The organism is Vibrio crassostreae (assembly GCF_041439375.1).
Taxonomy (GTDB): Bacteria; Pseudomonadota; Gammaproteobacteria; order Enterobacterales; family Vibrionaceae; genus Vibrio; species Vibrio crassostreae_D.
This window is the reverse complement of record NZ_JBGONY010000025.1, coordinates 22,365-46,906: the sequence shown is the minus strand read 5'-3', so window position 1 is coordinate 46,906 and position 24,542 is coordinate 22,365. Positions and strand designations below refer to the sequence as shown.

25 protein-coding genes and 1 other RNA gene are annotated in these 24,542 nt (G+C 44.8%); 10 read left to right on the top strand and 16 right to left on the bottom strand.

Annotation, left to right across the window (positions count from 1 at the left end; translation table 11 throughout):
* Positions 1 to 96: 96 nt before the first annotated feature.
* From ACED45_RS12410 to rpoE, 4 genes are read right to left on the bottom strand one after another with little or no spacing between them, the layout of a single operon-like run.
* Positions 97 to 567 (bottom strand): SoxR reducing system RseC family protein, encoded by a 471-nt coding sequence (locus ACED45_RS12410; RefSeq protein ID WP_048605807.1) that lies wholly within the window; start codon positions 565 to 567, stop codon positions 97 to 99.
* Positions 564 to 1,526: a sigma-E factor regulatory protein RseB gene (gene rseB / locus ACED45_RS12405; protein WP_048659400.1), complete on the bottom strand. Its 963-nt coding sequence runs from the start codon at positions 1,524 to 1,526 to the stop codon at positions 564 to 566. Before rseB ends, ACED45_RS12410 begins: the two co-directional genes overlap by 4 nt.
* Positions 1,523 to 2,146, bottom strand: a complete 624-nt coding sequence (locus ACED45_RS12400; RefSeq protein WP_371714152.1) for an RseA family anti-sigma factor — start codon at positions 2,144 to 2,146, stop codon at positions 1,523 to 1,525. Before ACED45_RS12400 ends, rseB begins: the two co-directional genes overlap by 4 nt.
* Before the next feature lie 26 nt (positions 2,147 to 2,172).
* Complete coding sequence (rpoE, locus tag ACED45_RS12395) at positions 2,173 to 2,751, bottom strand: RNA polymerase sigma factor RpoE (RefSeq protein ID WP_008223963.1); 579 nt, start codon at positions 2,749 to 2,751, stop codon at positions 2,173 to 2,175.
* A 389-nt stretch (positions 2,752 to 3,140) separates the two neighbouring features.
* On the opposite strand from rpoE, the gene nadB reads away from it, so the two are divergent.
* Positions 3,141 to 4,757, top strand: a complete 1,617-nt coding sequence (gene nadB / locus ACED45_RS12390) for an L-aspartate oxidase (protein ID WP_371714151.1) — start codon at positions 3,141 to 3,143, stop codon at positions 4,755 to 4,757.
* Positions 4,758 to 4,858: 101 nt separating this feature from the next.
* Here the strand turns inward: nadB and ACED45_RS12385 are convergent, their stop codons facing one another.
* Together ACED45_RS12385 and ACED45_RS12380 are read right to left on the bottom strand one after the other, a co-directional pair.
* Positions 4,859 to 5,278: a protein YgfX gene (locus ACED45_RS12385; protein WP_371714150.1), complete on the bottom strand. Its 420-nt coding sequence runs from the start codon at positions 5,276 to 5,278 to the stop codon at positions 4,859 to 4,861.
* The gene (locus ACED45_RS12380) at positions 5,226 to 5,486 is read right to left on the bottom strand and encodes an FAD assembly factor SdhE (protein WP_004735374.1); all 261 of its coding nucleotides are present in this window, start codon (positions 5,484 to 5,486) and stop codon (positions 5,226 to 5,228) included. Before ACED45_RS12380 ends, ACED45_RS12385 begins: the two co-directional genes overlap by 53 nt.
* Before the next feature lie 167 nt (positions 5,487 to 5,653).
* Here ACED45_RS12380 and ygfZ point away from each other — a divergent pair, with 167 nt between their 5' ends.
* The 3 genes from ygfZ (at position 5,654) to ACED45_RS12365 (ending at position 7,860) form a co-directional block, all read left to right on the top strand.
* Complete coding sequence (gene ygfZ, locus ACED45_RS12375) at positions 5,654 to 6,625, top strand: tRNA-modifying protein YgfZ (RefSeq protein WP_371714149.1); 972 nt, start codon at positions 5,654 to 5,656, stop codon at positions 6,623 to 6,625.
* A gap of 4 nt (positions 6,626 to 6,629) precedes the next feature.
* The gene (locus ACED45_RS12370) at positions 6,630 to 7,091 is read left to right on the top strand and encodes an aminoacyl-tRNA deacylase (protein WP_371714148.1); all 462 of its coding nucleotides are present in this window, start codon (positions 6,630 to 6,632) and stop codon (positions 7,089 to 7,091) included.
* A gap of 562 nt (positions 7,092 to 7,653) precedes the next feature.
* A complete protein-coding gene (locus ACED45_RS12365; protein ID WP_009847660.1) occupies positions 7,654 to 7,860 on the top strand; it encodes a DUF1107 domain-containing protein in 207 nt (68 codons plus the stop codon).
* Positions 7,861 to 7,959: 99 nt separating this feature from the next.
* Here ACED45_RS12365 and ACED45_RS12360 read toward each other — a convergent pair whose 3' ends face one another.
* Genes ACED45_RS12360 through ACED45_RS12350 form a run of 3 tightly spaced genes read right to left on the bottom strand, consistent with a single transcriptional unit; the run spans position 7,960 to position 10,973 of the window.
* The gene (locus tag ACED45_RS12360; RefSeq protein WP_371714147.1) at positions 7,960 to 9,183 is read right to left on the bottom strand and encodes an FAD-dependent 2-octaprenylphenol hydroxylase; all 1,224 of its coding nucleotides are present in this window, start codon (positions 9,181 to 9,183) and stop codon (positions 7,960 to 7,962) included.
* A gap of 11 nt (positions 9,184 to 9,194) precedes the next feature.
* A complete protein-coding gene (ubiH, locus tag ACED45_RS12355; protein WP_371714154.1) occupies positions 9,195 to 10,373 on the bottom strand; it encodes a 2-octaprenyl-6-methoxyphenyl hydroxylase in 1,179 nt (392 codons plus the stop codon).
* A 24-nt stretch (positions 10,374 to 10,397) separates the two neighbouring features.
* Positions 10,398 to 10,973 carry a YecA/YgfB family protein gene (locus ACED45_RS12350; RefSeq protein WP_019826273.1) on the bottom strand — a complete coding sequence of 192 codons (576 nt, stop codon included), beginning with the start codon at positions 10,971 to 10,973 and terminating at the stop codon, positions 10,398 to 10,400.
* Positions 10,974 to 11,281: 308 nt separating this feature from the next.
* Between ACED45_RS12350 and zapA the strand changes: the two genes are divergently transcribed.
* The 5 genes from zapA (at position 11,282) to serA (ending at position 14,639) form a co-directional block, all read left to right on the top strand.
* On the top strand, positions 11,282 to 11,590 hold the full coding sequence (gene zapA, locus ACED45_RS12345; protein WP_004735366.1) for a cell division protein ZapA: 309 nt from the start codon (positions 11,282 to 11,284) through the stop codon (positions 11,588 to 11,590).
* An 11-nt stretch (positions 11,591 to 11,601) separates the two neighbouring features.
* Positions 11,602 to 11,784, top strand: a non-coding RNA gene (gene ssrS, locus ACED45_RS12340) — 6S RNA.
* Between the two features lie 6 nt (positions 11,785 to 11,790).
* A complete protein-coding gene (locus ACED45_RS12335) occupies positions 11,791 to 12,390 on the top strand; it encodes a 5-formyltetrahydrofolate cyclo-ligase (protein WP_371714146.1) in 600 nt (199 codons plus the stop codon).
* 101 nt (positions 12,391 to 12,491) lie between these two features.
* A complete protein-coding gene (rpiA, locus tag ACED45_RS12330; protein ID WP_048605825.1) occupies positions 12,492 to 13,148 on the top strand; it encodes a ribose-5-phosphate isomerase RpiA in 657 nt (218 codons plus the stop codon).
* A gap of 261 nt (positions 13,149 to 13,409) precedes the next feature.
* Positions 13,410 to 14,639: a phosphoglycerate dehydrogenase gene (gene serA / locus ACED45_RS12325; protein ID WP_371714145.1), complete on the top strand. Its 1,230-nt coding sequence runs from the start codon at positions 13,410 to 13,412 to the stop codon at positions 14,637 to 14,639.
* A 112-nt stretch (positions 14,640 to 14,751) separates the two neighbouring features.
* Here the strand turns inward: serA and ACED45_RS12320 are convergent, their stop codons facing one another.
* Together ACED45_RS12320 and ACED45_RS12315 are read right to left on the bottom strand one after the other, a co-directional pair.
* On the bottom strand, positions 14,752 to 15,465 hold the full coding sequence (locus ACED45_RS12320) for an oxidative stress defense protein (RefSeq protein ID WP_371714144.1): 714 nt from the start codon (positions 15,463 to 15,465) through the stop codon (positions 14,752 to 14,754).
* Between the two features lie 111 nt (positions 15,466 to 15,576).
* Positions 15,577 to 16,473, bottom strand: a complete 897-nt coding sequence (locus ACED45_RS12315; RefSeq protein ID WP_055319632.1) for a LysR family transcriptional regulator ArgP — start codon at positions 16,471 to 16,473, stop codon at positions 15,577 to 15,579.
* Between the two features lie 142 nt (positions 16,474 to 16,615).
* Here ACED45_RS12315 and ACED45_RS12310 point away from each other — a divergent pair, with 142 nt between their 5' ends.
* Positions 16,616 to 17,245 (top strand): LysE/ArgO family amino acid transporter, encoded by a 630-nt coding sequence (locus ACED45_RS12310; RefSeq protein ID WP_146490595.1) that lies wholly within the window; start codon positions 16,616 to 16,618, stop codon positions 17,243 to 17,245.
* An 82-nt stretch (positions 17,246 to 17,327) separates the two neighbouring features.
* Here ACED45_RS12310 and mscS read toward each other — a convergent pair whose 3' ends face one another.
* The 5 genes from mscS to tkt form a co-directional block, all read right to left on the bottom strand.
* Positions 17,328 to 18,194: a small-conductance mechanosensitive channel MscS gene (gene mscS / locus ACED45_RS12305; protein WP_171732413.1), complete on the bottom strand. Its 867-nt coding sequence runs from the start codon at positions 18,192 to 18,194 to the stop codon at positions 17,328 to 17,330.
* A 378-nt stretch (positions 18,195 to 18,572) separates the two neighbouring features.
* The gene (gene fbaA / locus ACED45_RS12300) at positions 18,573 to 19,649 is read right to left on the bottom strand and encodes a class II fructose-bisphosphate aldolase (protein WP_060982706.1); all 1,077 of its coding nucleotides are present in this window, start codon (positions 19,647 to 19,649) and stop codon (positions 18,573 to 18,575) included.
* A gap of 155 nt (positions 19,650 to 19,804) precedes the next feature.
* The gene (locus tag ACED45_RS12295) at positions 19,805 to 20,968 is read right to left on the bottom strand and encodes a phosphoglycerate kinase (protein ID WP_017059064.1); all 1,164 of its coding nucleotides are present in this window, start codon (positions 20,966 to 20,968) and stop codon (positions 19,805 to 19,807) included.
* Between the two features lie 166 nt (positions 20,969 to 21,134).
* Positions 21,135 to 22,184 carry an erythrose-4-phosphate dehydrogenase gene (gene epd / locus ACED45_RS12290; protein WP_065675480.1) on the bottom strand — a complete coding sequence of 350 codons (1,050 nt, stop codon included), beginning with the start codon at positions 22,182 to 22,184 and terminating at the stop codon, positions 21,135 to 21,137.
* 213 nt (positions 22,185 to 22,397) lie between these two features.
* A complete protein-coding gene (tkt, locus tag ACED45_RS12285; RefSeq protein ID WP_048605833.1) occupies positions 22,398 to 24,392 on the bottom strand; it encodes a transketolase in 1,995 nt (664 codons plus the stop codon).
* Positions 24,393 to 24,542 lie beyond the last annotated feature (150 nt).

Sequence of the window (24,542 nt, the reverse complement as noted above, 5' to 3'; positions counted from 1 at the left end):
AAGCCGCGACACGTCCAATCTACAGTCAGCATTGGTGGCGGCATTTCAATCAAGTTGGCAGATTCTACCCAATTTAAGGGCAAGAAGCATCATAAATTAGACGAGAGACTCACCAAGGATTCGAATCAAGACGACTTCTTGCTTGGATTTGTCTTCCATGGGTTTGGCTAACCGCTTCGCTAAGGCAATCCCACCAGCAGTAAACAGTGCTGCACTTAAGATAACAATGCCCTCGCCCCCTTGAAGTAAGGGTTGCAACAAGAGTTGTCCAAAACCAGCACCAATCATCAACATGAAAAGTGGGATGAGATAAACGATCGCCGCCGACTGAAGTAGGCTTTTTTCTGGAAAGCCAATTTCTACGATTTGTCCTGCTTTGACTAAGCTTTTGGTTTTAAGCTGCCAAAACAAAGATTTATTGCCAACAGCCTTAGTCACAATACCCGTTCCGCAGCTTTTTTGAGAAGAACAACTGCTGCAACTGGTTTGTTGCTCGCAGCTCAGTTGAACAAAATATTGCTTACCTTTTTGTTCAACCGAGCTAACGGTCGCCAGCGCGGTCATCATTGCGCTGGTTCCAATTTATTAAACGTAACTGATTGAGCAATACGTTTGGCGGTTGCTGGCGGAATATCACCAACCACAGAAATTTCTTTATCGCCAATCACTAAGCTGTGTAAGGTTCTGCGTCCTTGGCGTACCAATTGCCCTTTCAATGAATGTTCGTCTTTATCGGCGATATAAACCGAAAAGCTAAACAATCCATCACTGAAAAGCTGACTCTCAACCATTTTATCGGTCGCAGCCATTTGATAGCGGCTAAGCTCTTTTGACTTAAACCCTTCAGGAATCCAAGACGCTTGCCAGTTAGTTTCACTCACTAAGCCTTCCGGCAGTGATAAGACTTTTGGCAATTGAGCTTGGTTCAAGCCACCCATCGCCTCAGCAATCTTGTCGTTCACCACGTAAGAGATCGTGCGGTACTGTTCAAGCACTTCGCCATCACGGTCCAAAAGGTCGGCACGCAAAGGAAGGCTTGTTTTCTCGTCTACCCAAACCACGTAAGAATAGCGAAGGCCATCTTTCGGCACGACCCGCAGTACTTGAGTAGTGCTGCCCGCTTCACGAGAGCGCCCAACTTTTACGAAGTCGTAGTACTGATTCAGTGATTCGATATCTCTATTAATCATCGGAATAACAGGTGCAACCATACTGCCAGACTGAATCGTAAATGGCTCTGTACCCGGTTCGATGTAGCTCACTTCATTGCCACGTCGAATAACTTCACGAACAGGGCCGCTTAGGTAAACAAGGTGTGCAAGTTGTTGGTCGTCGTTAACTGCATGGCGATAAACAAGAGGTTCAATACTGCTCTTCTTTATCAATATGTAGGAGAGTTCATAATTTAGATGCTGACTGGCCTCGTTCATTTGATGCAACAAGGCCTTTGCAGTGGTTTCCTCTGCAAAGGCTGTTGGAGACATCAAGCTGAACAGTGTCAGTGCACTGACCAGGATTTTCTTCATTCAATGTCCGATTCTAGATGTGCATCTTGCATTGGCGATGCATCACTGTTTAGTCTTAGCTGAAGCTCATAATCTTCTAGCATTGCATGAACGCGTTTACGCTGCTCTTGCAAGTTAGCTTCCGATGCCGGCTTCTCAACAGAGTCACGCGTTAAACTTACTGGTTCCGCAGAACCCGCAAATGGAATCGTCTGGAGTACAGGCAACTGCTCTGGAACTGCAGGATCGCTGCCACCATATTGTTGAACACCTAATACAACCGCTAATGAAACACACGCTGCTAAGGCAACTTGTCCAAACTGTTGGAACCAAGCCGGAAGCTGGCGCTTCGCTTGCTGAGGTTTAGGCTGCTCTTCAATTGGAGCAACAGTAGGTTCAACATTCACTTGGTGCAGGTTCGGCATTGCACTATGTGCAGGCTCAGCTTCAAGCGCTGCTGCCACATTGTTAGCAATGTTCCAATCTTGAGCTTCTGGCGCATCCCCACGCATAACATCACCAATTAAATGGTAACTCTGCCAGGTATCCATGCTTTCTTGATCGGACTCGAGATCTACAATGAGAGCTTTATCGATCGTTTCACCATCCATGAGTGCCGAAAGCTTTTCTTTATCAGCCATTATTTTCACCATAATTATTACAAGTTCTAGCGTTGCAAAAGAGGTTTAATTTTCTTTTCCACCGCTTCACGAGCTCGGAAAATACGCGAACGTACGGTTCCTACAGGGCAATCCATTACTTCTGCAATCTCTTCGTAGCTCAAACCTTCGAGCTCACGCAACGTCATTGCAGTTTTTAAGTCTTCTGGTAGCGCTTCAATCGCTCCAAAAACGACTTGTTTCAATTCTTTTGACAGCGTTAAGTTCTCAGGGTTCGATATTTCTTTTAACGCGCTGCCTGTTTCGTAATATTCTGCATCTTCTGCATCTACATCTGTTGCTGGCGGCCTACGGCTTTGGGCAACAATATGATTTTTAGCGGTGTTCACGGCAATTCGGTACAACCATGTATAGAAGGCACTCTCGCCACGAAAGTTAGGTATCGCGCGGTAAGCTTTAATAAAAGCTTCTTGTGCTACATCAGGTACATCACCGGAATTATTCACGTATCGAGAGATAAGATTACAAACTTTGTTTTGATACTTAACCACTAGTAAGTTAAATGCCTGCTTATCTCCACTCTGAACTCGCTCAATCAACACTTGATCGGTTAGCTGCTCGTTCATTCGAGCGGGTACTCCTATTGTTATAACCCTTACCTTCGCAGATATGGGTACTAATTATGCGAAATGTAGTATTGACACCACCGTCTACAAGAGCACTATTGTGACTAAGCCAAATACCGAAAGTTCCAACTTTCTTAAAATTATTTGCCATTATTGTTTCACAATGTGATGTAATAAAAATAGCTATCCCTATAAATTTGGGGAAACTTGAGCAAAAGCAATGGTATTGAGCAATTAAATATTTCTAGATAGCTGTCTATATATTGATTTTGCATAGCGTTTAAGGATGACTCTGGAGAGATTATAACAGTCTTATCCAAACTCCTAAAACAAGACAAAGTCAATTGAGAGTGGACAACTCGACTATAGCCCGGGATTTAATAAGTTTTATGAACGCAAACCGTGAACATCAGTGTGATGTATTAGTGGTAGGAAGTGGTGCGGCAGGCTTGTCATTAGCCTTACGCGTAGCAGAACATGCAAAAGTAATTGTATTAAGCAAAGGACCACGCAGCGAAGGATCGACGTATTACGCACAAGGTGGTATCGCCGCGGTGTTCGATGAGTCGGACAGTATTGAGTCTCATGTAGAGGATACTCAAATTGCTGGGGCTGGGTTATGTGAAGAAGATACAGTTCAATTCATTGCTGAAAATGCTAAAGAGTGTGTGCAATGGCTGATTGATGGTGGTGTTCCATTTGATAAAGATGAGAACAGCACAGACGGCCAACCGAAATATCACCTCACTCGTGAGGGTGGCCACAGTCACCGCAGAATTCTGCACGCTGCCGATGCAACTGGCATGGCGATGCAAACCTCACTACAAGATAACGTCAACAACCACCCAAATATAGAGATCTTCGAGCGCCACAACGCGCTGGATTTGATCACTGAAGATAAGATTGGTGGTTCGAAAGACAAGGTTATTGGTGCCTACATTTGGAACCGTAACCAAGAACACGTTGAAACCGTGCGCGCTAAATTTGTTGTATTAGCAACAGGCGGCGCTTCAAAGGTTTACCAATACACCTCTAACCCAGATGTCTCCTCAGGTGATGGTATTGCTATCGCTTGGCGTGCAGGTTGTCGTGTGGCAAATCTTGAGTTCAACCAGTTCCACCCGACTTGCTTATTCCACCCAGAAGCTCGTAACTTCCTGCTAACGGAAGCACTGCGTGGTGAAGGTGCTTACTTGCGTCGTCCAGATGGTTCTCGCTTTATGAAGGACTTCGATGAGCGCGGTGAGTTGGCTCCTCGTGACGTAGTTGCTCGTGCGATTGACTTCGAAATGAAGCGCTTAGGTGCTGACTGCATGTATGTTGATATCAGCCACAAGCCTGAAGAATTCATCACAACGCACTTCCCAATGATCCACACTCGCTTAATGGACTTGGGCATAGATATGACCAAAGAGCCAATCCCTATCGTGCCAGCCGCTCACTACACTTGTGGTGGTGTCATGGTTAATAAGCAGGGTCAAACCGACCTGACTAACTTGTATGCGATTGGTGAAGTGAGCTATACCGGCTTACACGGTGCAAACCGTATGGCTTCTAACTCACTGCTTGAGTGTGTGGTTTACGCATGGGCAGCAGCAAAAGATATCGTTGAGAACATCGACCAATCTCAATTGTGTGCTGAACTGCCTGCATGGGATGAAAGCCAAGTCACCAACAGTGATGAAGAAGTTATCATTCAGCACAACTGGCACGAGCTGCGTCTATTCATGTGGGATTACATGGGTATTGTTCGAACGGACAAGCGCCTTGAACGCGCACTGCGCCGTATTCAGATGCTGCAACAAGAAACTCATGAGTACTACAGCTACTTCAAGGTTTCGAATAACCTATTAGAACTGCGTAACTTACTACAAGTGGCTGAGCTAATGGTTCGCTGTGCAATGCAACGCAAAGAGAGCCGCGGCCTGCACTACACGTTGGATTACCCTGAACTTGCAGAAGACAGTGGACCAACGATTCTGACACCAGAGAAACGCCAAGCATAATAATTGGTTAAACGTGATTAGCTAATTAGTCGTCAGCAAAAAATAATTAAACGAAAGGGAGCCGTGTGCTCCCTTTTCTTTTGTCTAACGCTTTCTTTTATCTAGCGTGCTCGTTGTAAGTTCGCCAGAAAGTGACGATATTCATGCTCGCAACAGCTGTCGCGCCAAAGCAATACCGAGTGCCCGCACTCAAACTGCAATTTAACAAAGAACTGCGCCCAGATCTTATCAACAGACTTGAGTCGGTAAGTTCGGTCATTGAGTCGAATATCACCATCCTCTTTGTAATCAAACTTCCCATGGGCGCTGTTTAGAGTCACATGGTTGTTTCTGAACAAGCGGATCATTAAAGCTAAGCAATAAAGGCTGGCGGCAAGTGGAATAGAAGACAGGACGATGAAAAACAAAAGGCACCCAAAAATAGTGCCTTTTGCAAATAATGCGGAATACGAAGGGTTAAGCTGAAGCTTAACGAACCTTGCTGAGGTTGTGTGCGACAATTTTATCAACCATTGATGCATGGCCTAGGTTTTCACTGCGTCCGTGTCCCATTACCCAAGTAAACAAATCTGGGTCATCACACTCTAATAGAGAAACAAACTCGCGCTGTTCCTGCTCTTGCAATGAATCAAAACACTCTTCGAAAAATGGCATGATGACTACATCAAGTTCTAACATGCCACGACGGCAACCCCATTTAATTCGTGCTTTCTGCTCTGCAGTGTACATTGGCTATCCTCACCTATAATTTTTCTTTCTCGGAGTGTAACAAGTCATACGCCCTGCAACTACTATGTGAGTCACAGTCCCTATCTAAGCTCACAAAAAAACCTAGGCTGACAAAGAAACAGAACCGGATTAACATAGAGCCAAATAAAATTCTTAGGAAAGATAAAATGGATTGGAAAAACACATTTCAGCCACTCGCTCATACGCAAAATGAATCGCTTCCAGAACTGATGATGACACACGTGTCCGACTGGAGCGCAATCACCATGATAGGCGATGACAAAAAGTCGTACCTACAGGGTCAAGTAACGTGCGATATCGTCACTCTTCCTAATGATGAATCCACGCTAGGCGCACACTGTGATGCAAAAGGAAAGGTATGGAGCATCTTCCGCCTGTTCCATCACAATGGCGGTTACGCACTCATGCAGCCTAAATCTGCGATTGAAGTCGAGCTCGTTGAAATCAAAAAATACGCGGTGTTTTCTAAGGTTGATATTGAACAAACGACAGATGTTGTTATCGGTGTGATGGGCGCGGCTGCGGATCAATACATTGATTCTATTTCAGAAAGCCAAGGTAATGTGCGTGCTATCTCTGGTGGTAGCGCGGTTAAAGTCTCTGACAACCGCTGGGCTCTACTTGTGACAGAACAAGCAGCTGAAGCCTTGGTATCAGACAGCGCTGCGGAGAAAGTATCAGAAGCTCTATGGCAGTATCATGAAATTCTCGATGCTCAGCCTAACCTAACCAAAGCAGAGCAAAACGAACATATTCCTCAGGCTCTTAACCTGCAAGCAATTGGTGGCATCAGCTTTACCAAAGGCTGTTACACAGGTCAAGAAACAGTAGCTCGTGCTAAGTACCGTGGCATGAACAAGCGTGAGATGCGCATTGTTTCAGGAACAACAGCAGAAGTATTGTCTCTAGAGAACCCTATTGAACTAGAGCGTAGTGTTGGTGAGAACTGGCGTGGTGCAGGTCGATTATTAAACGTATATCAATTTGCTGATAACAAAGCGATTGGTTTGATGGTATTGCCAAACAACCTTGATAATGATGTTCAGCTTCGATTGACTGCGCAGCCTGATCAAGTATGGAATATCCTGCCACTGCCTTACAGCCTCGAAGACGAGTAATCACGTGGAAACACTGATTACACAATGGCTAGATCAACAGCAGGTGGACTATCGCCTGCTGATGCAAAGCAAACCAACCACTAGCATTGAAGAAACCGCGCAAGAGCGAGGCATCGACCCATCTCAAATGGTGAAGTGCATCCTGCTCAAGGATATGGGTAATCAGTATGCATTAGCCTGTACTGCTGGCGATCGCTCTGTCGATCCCAAGAAAGTACGCTCAGTTCTGAATTGCCGTCGAATGACCTGCGTGTCGCTCGCTGATGTTGAAGCGATCACTGGCTTTAAAGTGGGTTGTGTGGGTCCGCTCGCTCTAAAGAGACACATGCCGATCATTTTTGATCCTTCCATTCAGAACAACTCGACCGTTACCATTAGCTCGGGTGATCGAATGGCTGGCGTTGCGTTGGATCTCAATGATCTTATGGCGCTATGTGCTCCGACCGTCGCTGACATCAGTCGATGATCGTTTCAATCAGATCATGCTTCGCAAACTTCATTTAAATATTTCATTGAGTACATTTTTAGTGTGAACTTCGTCATAAGAAGAGCACACCCTTAATAAATAGTTACTCAAAATAAAAGCATAAGTAGTCACAAAGTTAAATTTGCGTTATTGTGAATTTACTGACTAGCTATTAAGCAAATCAGTACAAGTGAATCCACTGAGTAACATCAGTATCCACTTTTGTGTAATGCATCTGTGACTATTCGCCCGTTTTAGACGGGCTTTTTTTTGTCCAAAATTTACAATTTGATTACACAAACAAAAAAATCCCGCCTATTCTTATACTTGTAACATTATCACTGCTTAATACCGAACAGGAAAGTTCACGGCAGTTCACTACTCAGTATTATTTTGGGGAGGAGCTCACGTAAAAATAGATATTTACTGAAGAAAGTGCTTAGAACAGCACAAATATCTAATTAACGTCAACTCTACTGCATATTACTCCATGCTTATCACAATTATTATCTCGGAGTTTTTCTATAATATGCAGGCTAGGTAAATATAAGGATAATTAAGAATGAGACTGTTTAAGCGCTATACACCGAGTATGATTGCTAAACATGTAAGTCGACTTTTCAAAGGACGAATCTACATTTACGGCGTAGGAAAATTTGAGTTTGATAACGGTAAGCTAGTGCTACCAGACCGAGCAGAAAAACGTCACTTTCAAACAGTGAAAGAAATAAATAGTGAAATCATGAAACTGCGCTGCGCGTACGCATGACCTGATTACCTACAGAATTAAAAACAAAAAGGGTTGGCATAATGCCAACCCTTTTTTCGTATCAATGATGATTCGATAAATCACCAGAACACTATGTCACTATCTATGAGTCACTGGTCGCTTAGCTAAGTCAGGAAGATTACCTGACAAACCCAGTGCGCGCTTCATGATCTCATCTTTCGCACCCGGTAATTGGCCAGCAAGCTTCATACCGATACCACGAATCAGCTTCTTAGCTGGGTTATCGCCTTCAAACAGATCTTTAAAGCCCTGCATTGAAGCTATCATCTTCGCCGCCTCTGCTTTTCTCCAGCGCTCGTAGCCGCGAAGATTACGCTTGGTGCCAATGTCCTCACCCGCAGACCATAGCTTTAACAGCTCTTGTGCTAAGCTTGCTGCGTCTAATAAGCCAAGGTTAACGCCCTGCCCTGCTAATGGATGAATGGTATGAGCAGCATCACCAACCAAAGCCACACGCTCTACCGCAAAGTCACGCGCATAACGCATACGTAGTGGGAAGGCAAAACGGTCACCAACCACTTCGCACAGTCCGAGCTTTGAGTCGAACTCTGACGTTAGCTGTTTATTAAAATCAGCATCTGACATTGATACAAGCTTCTCGGCACGATTAGGCTCCGTAGACCAAACAATCGAGCTCATGTGGCTTGGTTGCATTGGTAGGAATGCCAATGGGCCTTGAGGTGTGAATATTTGACGAGCAACGCTGTGGTGCGGCTCTGTGGTTTTGATGTTCGCGACAATCGCACTGTGGCCGTAATCCCAATGTGTTAATGGGATATCTTGCTGCTTACGAACCCAAGAGTTTGCGCCATCTGCTCCAACAACCAGCTTAGCAGTCAGAGCTTGACCATTGTCCAATGTTAACCAAGCTTCACTTTCACCAATCGCCATCGTTTTACACGTTGCGGGCATATACAGGCTGACATTGTCTTGCTTCTTAACCTGATCAAGCAGCGCTAATTGAATCACACGATTTTCAACGATATGACCCAAGTTCGGCTGAGCCAAGCGTGTCGAGTCAAACTCAATACGAGCGAAGCTGTCTTGCTCCCACACTTCCATCGCTTGATATGGTGCAGCTCGTCTTTGTTCAATGCCTTGCCATGCCCCTAGGTTACGAAGAATCACTTCACTAGAACGACTCAATGCAGACACGCGTACATCAGGCAGCTCGCTCAGCCCTTCACTAGGCGCTCTGCCTTCAATGACAGCAATTCTTAGGTCACTGTCTTTCAAGGCAGCAGCAAGCGCTAGGCCAACCATGCCACCACCAACAATCGCGATATCAACACTTTGCATCATTATTTATTACCTTATCTTTCTACTAGGCCAAGCGTATGACGCAAAAGTGGACCTTTAAGTGGTGGAAGGTTATCTATTACGGCTAACCCAAGATTACGCCCAATGCGAGCGGTCATAAAATCGTTTGAGAACAGATGAACTAGGCTTGAAGTCAGCGTGATCGTTGCGTCTCTGTCTTGTTCTCTACGCTTTCTAAAGTTAACAAGACCATTGTAACGACCCACATCATCCAACTGGCGACATAACTCTTCTGCCAAGGAAGCCACATCTCGGATACCAAGGTTAAAGCCTTGCCCCGCAATTGGGTGGAGCGTTTGAGCGGCATTGCCAACAATAGCAAATCGATGAGAGATATTTTGCTGTCGGTGACGAAGAATCAGTGGGTAACTAGCACGCTTGCCGACTTTCTCTAATCGACCAAGTCGCCAGCCAAAATCGTTCTGCAGCTGCTCAAGAAATTCGTTGTCGTTTAGCGTCATCACTTTTTGTGCTTGCTCTGGTGTCAAACACCAAACCAGCGATAAACGGTTGTCACTCATCGGTAATAGAGCAACTGGCCCATGGTGAGTAAAACGCTCAAATGCGCGACCTTGGTGAGGTTCACTCGCCACGATATTGGCAATCACAGCAACTTGCTCAAAGTCGTGCTCACTCAATGAGATATTGATCTGTTGGCAACAGGTTGAGATTGCACCATCAGCTGCAACCAATAACTTAGTCGTTATGGTTTGCCCACTTGTCAGTTCAATCGTCGTCAACGCTTCTTCACGTTCAACTTTACTGACAGACTCAGGGCAAAGCATGGTAATTGCCGCTTCTGATTCAAGTTTCTGTTGATAGATTCGCCCCACATCGGCTAACTCGACCACGTAGCCAAGCGCATCTACAGCAAGCTCTTCACTGTAGATGTCTGTCATTCCGGCATGTCCTCTATCCGAAACATGGATATCTTTAATCGGGGTCGCTACTGGAGCGATAGATTGCCACAACTGCAAAGAATCCAGGATCTGCACCGTGCCATAGGACAAAGCAATCGAACGAGAATCAAACCCTGGATGAGCTTGATGATCAACCTGATAAGGCTCCACTACCGCAATCGACAATGAACCTTGGCTTAGGTGATTCAAAGCAAGGGCTAAGGTTGCCCCTGCCATTGCGCCACCAGCAATTACAACATCATACTGAGCCATCATAACCTCAAACCGGCCAACTAATTAATGAATGGTTGGCGCCGCATCTTCAGATGGGCGTGCACCAAATTCAGCATGAATCGTTAATGCACACGCTTTTACGTGCTCAATAACGTGTTCTAGAAGTTGTGCTTGCTCTTCCAGATCATCTTCTTCGTCAATGCCTAGCTTCGCCATCTCTTCAAGATCCGCCAACGCTTCTTTGGTGCCTTCAGACGCTTTGTTCAATTGAGCCCCAACAAGCCCCAAACCAGAAATGAAATGGTTAATCCAATCAGACACACCATCAGCAAGATCAAACACGCTCGCGCTTGCATCTTCATCCGGCAGTAACATAGACAGTTCCATACCTGAGCCTGTGATTTCACTGGTTGTAACTTTCAATGTTGCTTCCGCTAACGTTAGCGCGCGATCTGGCCAGCCCATGCCTTCATTGGTGTAATCGAAGATCAGTGGTTGCCAGCTTTTATCTGCAAGGTTTAAGCCTCCGCTTAACATACCCGTTAATAAACCATGCATCTCAGCAGGGGTTACGGCTAGACTTGCCGATTGAAGTTCAGTCGCAACCGTTAGGTAGTCAGGTAAAGTAGTTTCGCTCATCAGATAGCTCGCTCAGTTATTCTTTATATCGATAGTATAATCGTACCACTTCACCCCAATTCTGGTAAGCATCGATCCCCAGCAATTGAAGGATGACTGACTATCAATTGTTCAATTTGCTGAATTACTGTGTGCTCAAGCTCTCATTTACAAACAGTCACTCTGAAAAGCTTGAATCTTAATAGCGGTTTACCTATAGTTTCTCCCTCAGAGGAGATTGCTTCCTCATCGGTACTTGCACTTTTTCTTTCTCAAAAAATGGCGAAGGGCAACAGCCTTAAAATAGCGCGTTAAAGAGTTCATCCATCATGAGTAATCAAGCGGTAGACGTTGAAATATTAGGAAAACTGACTCGAGTGAATTGTCCACCAGGGCAAGAAGAGTCATTAATTGCAGCGGCGGCCGATCTTGATAATCGATTGAAAGAGATGGCTGAACGTACTAAGGTAACCAATGAAGTGAAGCTGCTAACGATCGCAGCTCTGAATATTTGTTATGAGCTGCAAACCAAGAAGTTTGAAGCAAACGACGAACAAAACGCACTGACCGAGCGAATGGAACAGCTCACGACATCACTTTCAGATGTCCTCAGTAAAGTTAAGCACGGACAGCAATAGCGTACACAAAATTTACCCTGGAGTGTTTGTCAGAGGATTCACGTCCCCGAGCCGATAAGCAATCCCTAAGGGTTAGTACTTGAGTGCTATTGAGCATGCTCGGTCCGCCGAGAAGCCTACGGTAATCATTGCTGATCCGCCTTGAACTCGCTGGTTCAAGGGCCATCTATTCTCAACGGCACTTTGGGGTATCCCTTCTTATGAAGACGCTCACACGCAGCGAATTTCGCAAACAGATCCGTATCAAGCGCAATGCCTTATCTGGCTACCAACAAACTCAATCCGGTATAGACTTAGTTAAGCAGTGTTCTCAACTCAATGAGATTCAGTCTGCTCAGCATATCGCTCTTTATATTTCCATTGATGGCGAACTCGATACCCAGCCTTTAATCGAATGGTTATGGGCGCAAGGTAAGCAAACTTATTTACCAGTATTGCACCCCTTCTCTGCCGGACACTTGCTGTTTCTGCACTACTCGCCAACAACACCTACGGTCTTGAATAAATACGGTATTGTCGAACCTCAGCTCAATCAGATGCTGGTTAAACCTTGCCAGCAACTCGACCTTATTCTTACGCCCCTTGTCGGCTTTGACTCTCAAGGGCATCGCTTAGGCATGGGCGGCGGATATTACGATCGCACCTTGGCGAAGTGGTTCGAGACGGGCAATGGCGCAACACCTATTGGCCTTGCTCACGATTGCCAACATGTCGATCGCTTACCAATTGAAGGTTGGGACATTCCGTTGCCTAAAATCGTGACTCCGAGTAAAACTTGGCAATGGGAAAACAACCATTAAAGCGCTATAATCGCGCCGCAAACGTTAACCTCGATACCAAACGTTAACTTCAATACGCGAACGATTAATTCAAAGCGCAAGACCTTATTCAGGAGAATGGCATGACTCAAGATGAAATGAAAAAAGCAGCTGGCTGGGCAGCACTTCAATATGTTGAAGAAGGCAGCATTGTAGGTGTAGGTACTGGCTCAACAGTAAATCACTTCATCGACGCACTTGGCACAATGAAAGACAAAATCAAAGGTGCGGTTTCAAGCTCTGTAGCCTCTACTGAAAAACTAGAAGCACTAGAAATCAAAGTATTTGAGTGCAACGACGTATTCAAATTAGACATCTATGTTGATGGCGCAGACGAAATTAACGCTTCACGCGATATGATCAAAGGCGGTGGCGCTGCTTTGACTCGTGAAAAAATCGTAGCGGCTATCTCTGATAAGTTTGTGTGTATTGTTGACGGTACTAAAGCCGTTGATGTGTTGGGTAAATTCCCACTACCGGTTGAAGTAATCCCAATGGCACGCTCGTACGTTGCTCGTGAGTTGGTTAAGCTTGGTGGTGACCCAGTTTACCGCGAAGGCTGCACAACAGATAACGGCAACGTGATCCTAGATGTGTACGGCATGGCGATCGAAAACCCGAAACAACTAGAAGATATCATCAATGGTATTGCTGGTGTGGTAACGGTTGGTCTGTTCGCTCACCGTGGCGCTGATGTGGTTATCACTGGCACGCCTGAAGGTGCAAAAATCGAAGAATGAATAATGGAAGATTGAGTTTTTCTGTTACTTCATTACATACGGTGCCCTAGGGCGCCGTTTTTTTTGCTTTATTGCTGTAAAATTATGTCTTATTCCGTAATTTTCTTACCCAAAACATTTTTTTTTTGTTACTTTATTGTTCAGAAGACGCACAGGGAAAACGTTTGTCTCCTAACAAAGTGGTGAATTTGTTCCCCTTTCAGCCATTTTGTAGCACGTGCGCCGCATTTGCCCAACCTTTCCATTTTAAGGACGAGAACAATGGCCAAAGTTTCACTGGAAAAAGAAAAAATAAAAATTCTACTTCTAGAAGGTCTTCACCCTTCTTCTGTAGAAGTACTGCAAGCCGCTGGTTACACAAACATTGAGTACCACAAAGGCTCGCTACCGGAAGATGAACTTCTTGAAGCAGTTAAAGATGCTCACTTCATTGGTATTCGTTCTCGCACTAACATCTCCCAAGAAGTTATTGATGCAGCTGAAAAACTGGTTGCTATTGGTTGTTTCTGTATTGGTACTAACCAAGTCAACCTTCAAGCAGCAGCAAAACGCGGTATCCCCGTGTTCAACGCACCGTTCTCAAACACTCGAAGCGTTGCTGAGCTCGTTCTTGGTCAGATTTTATTACTACTACGTGGCATTCCAGAAAGGAACGCCCTTGCTCACCGTGGTATCTGGAAAAAGAGTGCAGACAACTCTTACGAAGCTCGTGGTAAGCGTTTAGGTATTATAGGTTACGGTCATATCGGTACTCAGCTGGGTATTATTGCGGAAAACCTTGGTATGCGCGTTTACTTCTACGACATTGAAAACAAACTGTCTTTGGGTAACGCTACGCAAGTTCATACCATGACGGAACTACTGAACAAGTGTGACGTAATCTCTTTGCACGTCCCTGAAACCAACGAAACAAAAGACATGATGGGTAAGGAAGAATTCGAGCGCATGAAGCCTGGTTCTATCTTTATCAACGCAGCTCGTGGCACGGTAGTCGATATTCCTGCTCTGTGTGGCGCTCTGGAGTCTGGTCACCTTGCTGGTGCGGCTATTGACGTCTTTCCAACAGAACCCAAAACCAATGCAGACCCGTTTGAGTCGCCATTAATGCAGTTCGATAACGTGATCCTAACGCCTCACGTGGGTGGTTCAACTCAAGAAGCACAAGAGAACATTGGTGTTGAAGTTGCTGGAAAATTAGCAAAATACTCTGATAACGGCTCTACACTATCAAGTGTTAACTTCCCAGAGGTATCACTACCACTGCATACTGGCACGTCTCGTTTATTACACATCCACGAAAACCGCCCAGGTATCCTAACTCAGATCAACACCATCTTCGCTGAAGAAGGGATCAACATCGCGGGTCAGTACCTACAGACTGCGGCTGATATGGGTTATGTAGTTATTGATGTAGAAGCCGATCGCTCAGAAGAAGCACTGCTTAAACTGAAAGAGATCGAAGGCACAATCCGTGCTCGTCTTCTTCACTAACCATCGCACTCAAAATGCATAAAAAAGGCTCTCATGATGAGAGCCTTTTTAGCATTTGGCCTATCGTAGGTAATTAGATCATCATGATCCAAAACCTTCTATGGCGTTATCATTACTCTTCGATCTGGTAGATCACATTCACGCGATCACGAATGGTGATCGTTGAGTCTTCATAAGAGTTCGATTCTGTTCTTGCATCCATCGCCATTGAGCGCATGAGTACAGGCTGAGAAGATTGGGCGCTGTAGTCCACGCGCCATACATCACCCAACTCACGTTCAAAACCACTCGCTAATGATTTAGCTTTTGATGTCGCATCTTTAATGGCTTCTAAGCGCGCCTGCTCTTGATACTTAGCTTGGTCGCGAACTTGAAGCTGGATGTTATCGATCTGATTAATGCCCTGGCCGATAGCAATATCCATATACTCGTTTAGATTGGCCAGTTCATTCACTTGAACGGTCACATTACGCGAGGCGCGGTAGCCAACCAGTTCCGGTTTACCATCTTTTGGATAGTGGTATTGAGGAGATAAATACAGGTTCGAGCTGTGTACACTCGCCTCATCGACACCCGCTTGGTGCAGCTTATTTAGAAAGCCCGTTACCACTTTATCAACAGTATTTTTAGCCTGTTCAGCGGTCATCGTCGATTCCACGACTCTCACAGAAAATGTCGCCATATCTGGTGTCGCGATCACTTCACCATAGCCTGTCGTTGAAATATGCGGAAAGGATGGAGAGTCTGCCAATGATGGAAAACTCACAGCACTCAACGCCGCAGTAAGAGTAAGAGACGTTGCTAACATCTTTGGTACAAGCTTCATTAGGTATGACCCATGCTAAACAAATGTACTTTCATCATAGAGCAATTTATCGTTTAGCCAATCCAGAGCACGCACTTCTAACAGAACTTTGACGCTGAAAAAACCAACAGCTTACTGAGGTAAGTGATTGTGAGCAAAACTTAATATCGCTTGGGATACCTCTTTTAACATCCCACTTTCGAGCTGCCAATGGTGCCAATAGATACGATAAGACAGCAGAAAGCCAGGGGTAATATCAATCAGAGCACCAGACTCTAGCTCGTCAATGATCTGTAATCGAGGAATCAGACAGTAGGCAACCCCCGATAATGCTAAGCGCACGAATGCTTCTGAACTGCCGACTGTATGATTGATCACACTGTCTCTCGGTACGTTAAAATGATCATGCAGAAACTTCTTATGCAGATCATCGTATTGATCATAGGAAACCGCAGGCGCTTTGCTTAAAGTGGCGTAGTTTACGCCCTCTGCAAAGTAACGCTGATGAAAATCAGGGCTAGCCACACACACATAATCCATCCTACCAAGATAGTCGGCACTGCAGCCTGGAATCGCTTGAGACTCCAAACTGATTGCACCTGCCACCTCGCCACTTTTTATCTTTTCAATGGTTCTCGACTCACCATGAATCGCGAGGTTCAACTCGACTTGGCGAGATTTCATCACATCCGACAAAGCCGGTAGCAGCCATGTCGCCAAACTATCAGCGTTGGTGGCTATGGATATCGATAGTGGCTGAGTTCCCTCTTCATTCATCAACTCAGGCACAAGTTCGTGCTCTAACAACCGAACACGACGATATAAGCCCAGTAATTTTTTACCCGCAGGCGTTGGCCTAGGCGGGCTTTCTCTCACTAAGGCAGGCTGAGCCAACCACTTTTCCAGCTGTTTGATGCGCTGAGATATCGCCGACTGGGATATATATAACTGCTCAGCAGCCCTTTCGAAGCCACGTTGTTTTACTACGGCATCCAGTGCTTCTATCCATTTATAATCCAATCCGCGCATCAATTTGCTTCCTTTTTAAGCTATCTCACCACCACATTAGCAACTCTAATAATAGATTAAAATCATTAATTATACTTATTTAAAGGGGCGGAGTATCTTCGCCATATAGCACGTAAATATCGTTAAATAAGTGGAGGTTAAAATGAGTTTTTGGGTTTTATTACAAGGTTTTGGTCTAGGGGCAAGCATGATTATCCCTATTGGCGCTCAGAATGCGTACGTCCTAAATCAAGGGATAAAGCGCAACCACCATTTAACCACCGCGACAATCTGTAGCCTGCTCGATACTCTGTTTATCTCATTGGGTATCTTTGGTGGCGGTGCGATTCTGTCGCAAAATGAATTGCTACTCACCTCAGTGACGTTAGGCGGCATCGCTTTTCTAACCGTGTATGGTTTGTTATCACTGCGCAGTGCCTTTAAAGCACCCTCAAGCGAGGAGTCGAAAGGAGAGATACTGGCTCGCGGTAAGCGCACCGTTATTTTGGGTGCATTGGCGGTTACAGTATTAAACCCTCACCTCTATTTGGATACCGTGGTGATTCTTGGATCGATTGGCGGGCAGTTTGAAGGTAACGACAGAATTGCGTTTGCTATCGGGACCATCTTAGCTTCGTTCGTCTGGTTTTATTCTTTGTCATTGGGCGCAGCAAAGCTAGGTCCAACACTATCTAAACCGAATGTTAAGAAAGGCATTGATATCGCAGTAGCAACTATGATGTTTGCTATCGCAGCGGTACTCGCCAATGGACTTATTGAGCAGTATTGGTAGAAATAATCTGAAAATATAGCTCCAAGAAAAAAGGCGGATAACCTAAGTTATCCGCCTTTTTATTCAACTTGTCGAAGCTTTATTAGCCCTCAACTTTGTTCATGTGAACATCCATTTGTGGGAATGGAATTTCGATACCTTCTTTATCCAAGCCTTCTTTGATTGCTTGCATCAGGTCGAAGTAAACATTCCAGTACTCTGCAGTACTAACCCATGGGCGAACCACAAAGTTTACTGAAGAGTCCGCTAGTGTGTGAACACCAACTTGAACACCAGGCTCTTTCAATACACGCTCATCAGATTCACAAATCTTAGTCAGAAGTTCTTTGGTCTTTTGTAGATCAGCACCGTAAGAAACACCGATCATTAGGTCGATACGACGTGTGTCATGACGAGAGTAGTTAGTAATTGGGCTACCAATAACGCTACCGTTTGGTACCACTACCATTTTGTTATCTGGCGTTGTTAGAACAGTTTGGAAGATCTGAATTGAATCCACTGAACCCGCAACACCACCAATTTCCACGTAGTCACCAGACTTGAATGGACGGAATGCGACGATAAGTACACCAGCAGCAAAGTTAGATAGTGAGCCTTGTAGTGCAAGACCAACGGCTAAACCAGCCGCACCAATAACAGCAACTACGGATGCCGTTTGAACACCTAAACGACCAAGTGCAGCAATTAAAACAATAACAAACAATAAGTAACGGACTAAACCGTGAATAAACTCAATAACCGCTCGGTCCATTTTCTTCTTCTGAAGAACCTTAGACACGCTATTCGCTACGGCTTTAACAATAAGGTTACCAATAAATAGAATTATCAGTGCTGAAATGATATTTACGCCATATTGGATAAATAAATCTGAATTATTTGTTAACCACTGCTCTGCTTGAGACAAACCATCCACAAGTGGAGTCTCAATCGCTGTCGAACTATCAGCCATAATGTGCATCCTCTATATAATATGCTATGGGCTAAACTGCCTTAAGCCTAATTTACTCTGCAATATAATAAACAGGTTAATGACCGTTAAGTCATTGTGTTCAAAGTAAATTAAAGCCAAGTCCTTTTTATAAACTGAACCAAGTTCAGATTTTCTGGCACGATATCCTATCTTTGACAGATTGCAAAGTCATATTTATGTAAGCTTTTGAATTATTAAAACTTACCGATAAACACAAATACCGATAACTAAAAGACTACGAAATTTATTCACCGGAGGCTAGGTTTTTCACATATTTAATACAAGTTTTTATCAGATATAAAAAAACCCGCTCAATGAGCGGGTTTTTAAAATTTAAAGAGTACTTAATTCAAAGAATTATAGTACGTCGATAGCGTTAAGGTCAGCAAATGCTTTCTCAAGACGAGTAACCATTGAAGCTTGACCAGCACGTAGCCATACGCGTGGATCGTAGAACTTCTTGTTTGGTTGGTCTTCGCCTTTAGGGTTACCGATTTGACCTTGTAGGTAATCGAAGTTTTCAGCAGAGTAAGTACGGATACCATCCCAAGTTGCCCACTGTGTATCAGTATCGATGTTCATTTTGATAACACCGTAACCGATAGACTCTTGGATTTCTGCTTCAGAAGAACCAGAACCACCGTGGAATACGAAGTTTAGAGCGTTAGGTGCAATACCGAACTTCTCTGCACAGTATGCTTGAGAGTCACGTAGGATAGTTGGAGTAAGTACAACGTTACCAGCTTGGTAAACACCGTGTACGTTACCGAAAGAAGCCGCGATAGTGAAACGAGGGCTAACTGCGTTTAGGATTTCGTAAGCGTAAGCTACATCTTCAGGAGAAGTGTAAAGCTCAGATGCGTCCATATCAGAGTTATCAACGCCATCTTCTTCACCACCAGTACAACCTAGTTCGATTTCTAGAGTCATGTTCATTTTAGCCATGCGCTCTAGGTACTTAGCACATGTTTCGATGTTCTCTTCTAGAGACTCTTCAGAAAGATCGATCATGTGAGAAGAGAAAAGAGGCTTACCAGTTTGTGCGAAGAACTCTTCACCAGCGTCTAGTAGACCGTCGATCCATGGAAGAAGTTTCTTAGCAGCGTGGTCAGTGTGCAGGATAACTGGAACACCGTAAGACTCAGCAACAGCGTGTACGTATTTTGCACCAGCAACAGCGCCAAGGATTTGTGCGCCTTGACCTTCAAGTTTAACGCCTTTACCAGCGAAGAAACCAGCACCGCCGTTAGAGAACTGAACAACAACAGGAGCTTTAACTTTAGCAGCTGCTTCTAGAACACCGTTGATTGAATCAGTGTTAACAACGTTTACAGCAGGAAGTGCAAACTTGTTCTCTTTTGCGATTTCAAATACTTTCTGTACGTCATCGCCAGAAATTACACCAGGTTTTACAAAATCGAAGATCTTAGACATGGAAATAGTCCTATTTATTCTATCGTTTTAAGATTAAAAAACTTAAGTTCAAAAACTTGCAATCGTTTGCTCACAACTTATGTCATTCTAGCAAAAAAGTGTGATATGCAGCAAACGTTAAAAGGCGAGATTCACATCTCGCCTTTCTAAATCAATTATGCTTTAGCACGCTCTTCAAGCATTGCTACTGCAGGAAGTACTTTACCTTCAACGAATTCAAGGAAAGCGCCACCGCCAGTAGAGATGTAAGAAACGTCAGCTTTGATACCGAACTTGTCGATAGCTGCTAGCGTGTCACCACCACCTGCTACAGAGAAGCCTGCAGACTCAGCGATTGCTTTAGAGATACCAGCTGTACCCGCTTCGAAGTTTTTGAATTCGAATACGCCTACAGGGCCGTTCCAAAGGATAGTTTTAGCGTTGCCGATGATTTCAGCTAGTGCCGCAGTTGAATCTGGACCAAGGTCGAAGATCATGTCGTCGTCTTGAACTTCAGAAACGTGCTTGATTTCAGCTTCTGCGTTTTCGTCGAATGCTTTAGCACATGCAACGTCAGTCGCTACTGGGATAGCACACTCTTTCATTAGTTTTTGAGCCGTTTCAACTAGGTCAGCTTCGTATAGAGACTTACCTACGTTGTGGCCTTCAGCAGCGATGAATGTGTTCGCGATACCACCACCAACAACAAGCTGGTCAGCAATTTTAGAAAGAGATTCTAGAACTGTTAGTTTAGTAGAAACCTTAGAACCACCAACGATAGCCACTAGTGGGCGAGCTGGGTTGTCCATTGCTTTACCAAGCGCTTCAAGCTCAGCAGCTAGAAGAGGGCCAGCACATGCTACAGGAGCGTAAGTACCAACACCGTGTGTAGAAGCTTGAGCACGGTGAGCTGTACCGAATGCATCCATTACGAAGATGTCACATAGTGCAGCGTATTGCTTAGAAAGCGCTTCTTCGTTCTTCTTTTCGCCTTTGTTAAAGCGAACGTTTTCAAGAACAACAAGTTCACCAGCGTTTAGCTCTAGGCCGTTTACGTAATCTTTAGCTAGTTTAACTTCGCAGTCTAGTGCGTCGTTTAGGTAGTTAACTACAGGAGCTAGAGAGAACTCTTCGTTGTATTCGCCTTCAGTAGGACGACCAAGGTGAGAAGTAACCATTACCTTTGCGCCAGCTTCTAGGCAAAGTTTGATAGTTGGTAGAGATGCAAGGATACGTGCATCTGAAGTTACTTTACCGTCTTTTACTGGTACGTTTAGGTCAGCACGGATAAATACGCGTTTACCTGCAAGTTCCAGGTCAGTCATCTTGATCACAGACATGATTTGTCCTCTCAAATTTAAATAAATATAAAGTTTTGGAAACTCAGCAACCCTGCTAAGCCTATAAATTATTCAACTGGTAATTCTTTCACTACCAATAATATGTGGACTCTTAGTATTTATTTCAAGCTAAAAAATAAATAATCCGCACATTTGCTTCTAGGTCTTACTTCTTGCCTTCAGAAGCTTGCATTGCAAGAACCGTATCTAGCATTCGGTTCGCAAAGCCCCATTCATTGTCACACCACACTAGCATTTTAACTAAGTGGCCGTTGCTCACTCGAGTTTGTGAACCATCAACGATTGCGCTATGGGGATCGTGATTAAAGTCGATGGAAACGAGCGGCGCTTCAGTATAGTCAACTATATTGTGTAATGTACACTGGGATGCATTAACAATGGTTTGATTTACGTCATTAACTTTCACATTTGCATTAATTGTGACACTTAAATCCATCGCTGTTACGTTTACCGTCGGCACACGCACAGATATAGCTTCAAATTTGTTGGAAAATTTCGGGAAGATTCTTTCAATACCTTTATGCAACTTGGTATCGACAGGAATGATCGATTGGCTTGCCGCTCGAGTACGACGCAAATCGCTGTGGTACGCATCGATAACTTGTTGATCATTCATTGAAGAGTGAATAGTCGTAATAGTACCGGACTCAATGCCAAAGGCGTCATCAAGAACCTTAATGATAGGGACAATACAGTTGGTGGTGCATGAGCCATTGGAAACGATTCGGTGGTCCGCTTCAATGGTATCGTGATTCACACCATAGATAATGGTGTTATCGAGGTCATTGGCACCAGGGTGAGAAAACAGTACCTTTTTTGCCCCAGCAGCAATGTGCGCTAGGCCGTCATCTCGGCAACCATAAACTCCGGTACAGTCGAGAACAATATCCACTTCTAGGTCACGCCAAGGCAACAGCTCAATATCAGCAAGATGTAAGATACGAATGGTATCGAACTCACCTTTATCTTCCGCACCAATGCCGTGATGGACATAGATGTGCTCTTGATCGTTGGAGATTTTCTTGCCGAAGCGGCCGTGACTAGTGTCGTATTGCAATAGATGAGCCATAGCGTCAGGCTGAGCAAGCTCATTAACAGCTACTACTTTGATTTGTTGGCTTTTGCCACTTTCATAGACAGCGCGTAATACATTACGCCCTATTCTTCCAAATCCGTTTATCGCGACTTTTAGCATAGTTCCGTACATCTAACCAAAATTTCGTGCAACAGATGATAACTGAATCCTACCCAAAAGGCATTACTTGAATAACGCCGTTTAGTTAAGACAGGTTAATCTGTTGCTTGTAGAGATAAGCCTAGAAGAAACAAATCCCAGATACAAAAAACCGAGCTCAGCGCTCGGTTTTTTCCTTCATTTAACTGTTAGCACAAGGCCATCAGTCAATGATTAAGCAAGAAGCTCTTTCGCTGTGTTTACTACGTTTTCAGTAGTGAAACCGAACATCTTGAATAGCTCACCTGCTGGTGCAGATTCGCCGAACGTTGTCATACCGATGATCTTGCCACCGAAGCCAACGTATTTGTACCAGAAGTCAGCGATGCCAGCTTCTACTGCGATACGCGCTGTAACGTCAGATGGAAGTACAGACTCACGGTATTCAGCGTCTTGCTTGTCGAACGCGTCAGTTGCAGGCATAGATACTACGCGTACTGCTTTACCTTCAGCGGTTAGTTGTGCAGCAGCTTCAACTGCAAGCTCAACTTCAGAACCAGTTGCAATGATGATTAGCTCTGGCTTGCCTTCACAATCTTTCAGGATGTAACCACCCTTAGCGATGTTAGCAACTTGCTCAGCATTACGATCTTGTTGTGCAAGGTTTTGACGAGAGAAGATTAGAGATGAAGGACCATCTTTACGCTCAATAGCCAGTTTCCAAGCCACTGCAGATTCAACTTGGTCACATGGACGCCATGTGCTCATGTTTGGAGTCAGACGTAGAGAAGCGATCTGCTCAACCGGTTGGTGAGTAGGGCCATCTTCGCCTAAGCCGATAGAATCGTGCGTGTAAACTTGGATGTTCTGAACTTTCATCAGAGCAGCCATACGCATTGCGTTACGCGCGTATTCCATGAACATTAGGAACGTTGCGCCGTATGGCACGAAACCACCGTGCAGAGCGATACCGTTCATGATAGCCGTCATACCGAATTCACGTACACCGTAATGGATGTAGTTACCAGAGAAGTCAGTTGCTTCAAGAGACTTAGAACCAGACCACATAGTCAGGTTAGAAGGCGCAAGGTCAGCAGAGCCGCCCATGAATTCTGGAAGCATTTGACCAAACGCTTCTAGTGCGTTTTGAGATGCTTTACGTGAAGCGATGTTTGCTGGGTTAGCTTGAAGATCAGCAATGATTGCGTTTGCTTTCTCTTCCCACTCAGCGGGTAGCTCGCCGTTAGTACGACGTTTGAATTCAGCTGCTAGCTCTGGGTAAGCCGCTGCGTATGCGTCAAACTTCGCGTTCCACGCTGCTTCTTTCGCTGCGCCTGCTTCTTTCGCATTCCACTCAGCTGCGATATCTGCTGGGATTTCGAAAGGACCGTGTTCCCAACCCAATGCTGCTTTAGTTGCTGTGATTTCATCAGCACCTAGTGGAGCACCGTGACAGTCATGCGTACCCGCTTTGTTTGGAGAACCAAAACCGATGATAGTTTTAGTACAGATAAGCGTAGGACGAGGATCCGCTTTAGCCGCTTCAATCGCTGCGTTGATAGCGTCAGAGTCGTGACCATCTACTGCTGGGATTACGTGCCAGCCGTATGCTTCAAAACGCTTAGGTGTATCGTCAGAGAACCAACCTTCAACTTCACCATCGATAGAGATGCCGTTGTCATCCCAAAAAGCAACCAGCTTACCAAGACCTAGCGTACCTGCTAGAGAACATGCTTCGTGAGAGATACCTTCCATCAGACAGCCATCACCCATGAATGCATAAGTGTAGTGGTCTACGATGTCGTGGCCTTCTTTGTTGAACTGTGCCGCCAGTGCTTTCTCAGCCATTGCCATACCAACAGCGTTAGTGATGCCTTGACCTAGAGGACCAGTCGTTGTTTCGATACCAGGAGCGTAACCGTACTCAGGGTGACCTGGAGTCTTAGAGTGCAGTTGACGGAAGTTTTTCAGGTCTTCAATTGAAAGCTCGTAACCTGCAAGGTGAAGCAGAGAATAAATCAACATTGAACCATGGCCGTTAGACAGAATAAAACGGTCGCGGTCAGCCCATTCTGGGTTTGCTGGGTTGTGGTTCAAGTGGCCACGCCAAAGAACCTCAGCGATGTCAGCCATGCCCATAGGTGCGCCTGGGTGGCCTGAATTTGCTTGTTGAACACCGTCCATGCTAAGTGCGCGGATTGCATTGGCTAGATCTTTACGAGAAGGCATGTCTGCTCCTGGATACATAAGCGATTTAAAAAAGAGATAATTGCTAAAGTTTTCATTTTTATTAGCGCGGGTATTCTCTCAAACGACTATTGCGACTGCAAACGTTTTACTGGCATTTTAACGGTCATTTTTCGCAATTTTCGAACATTT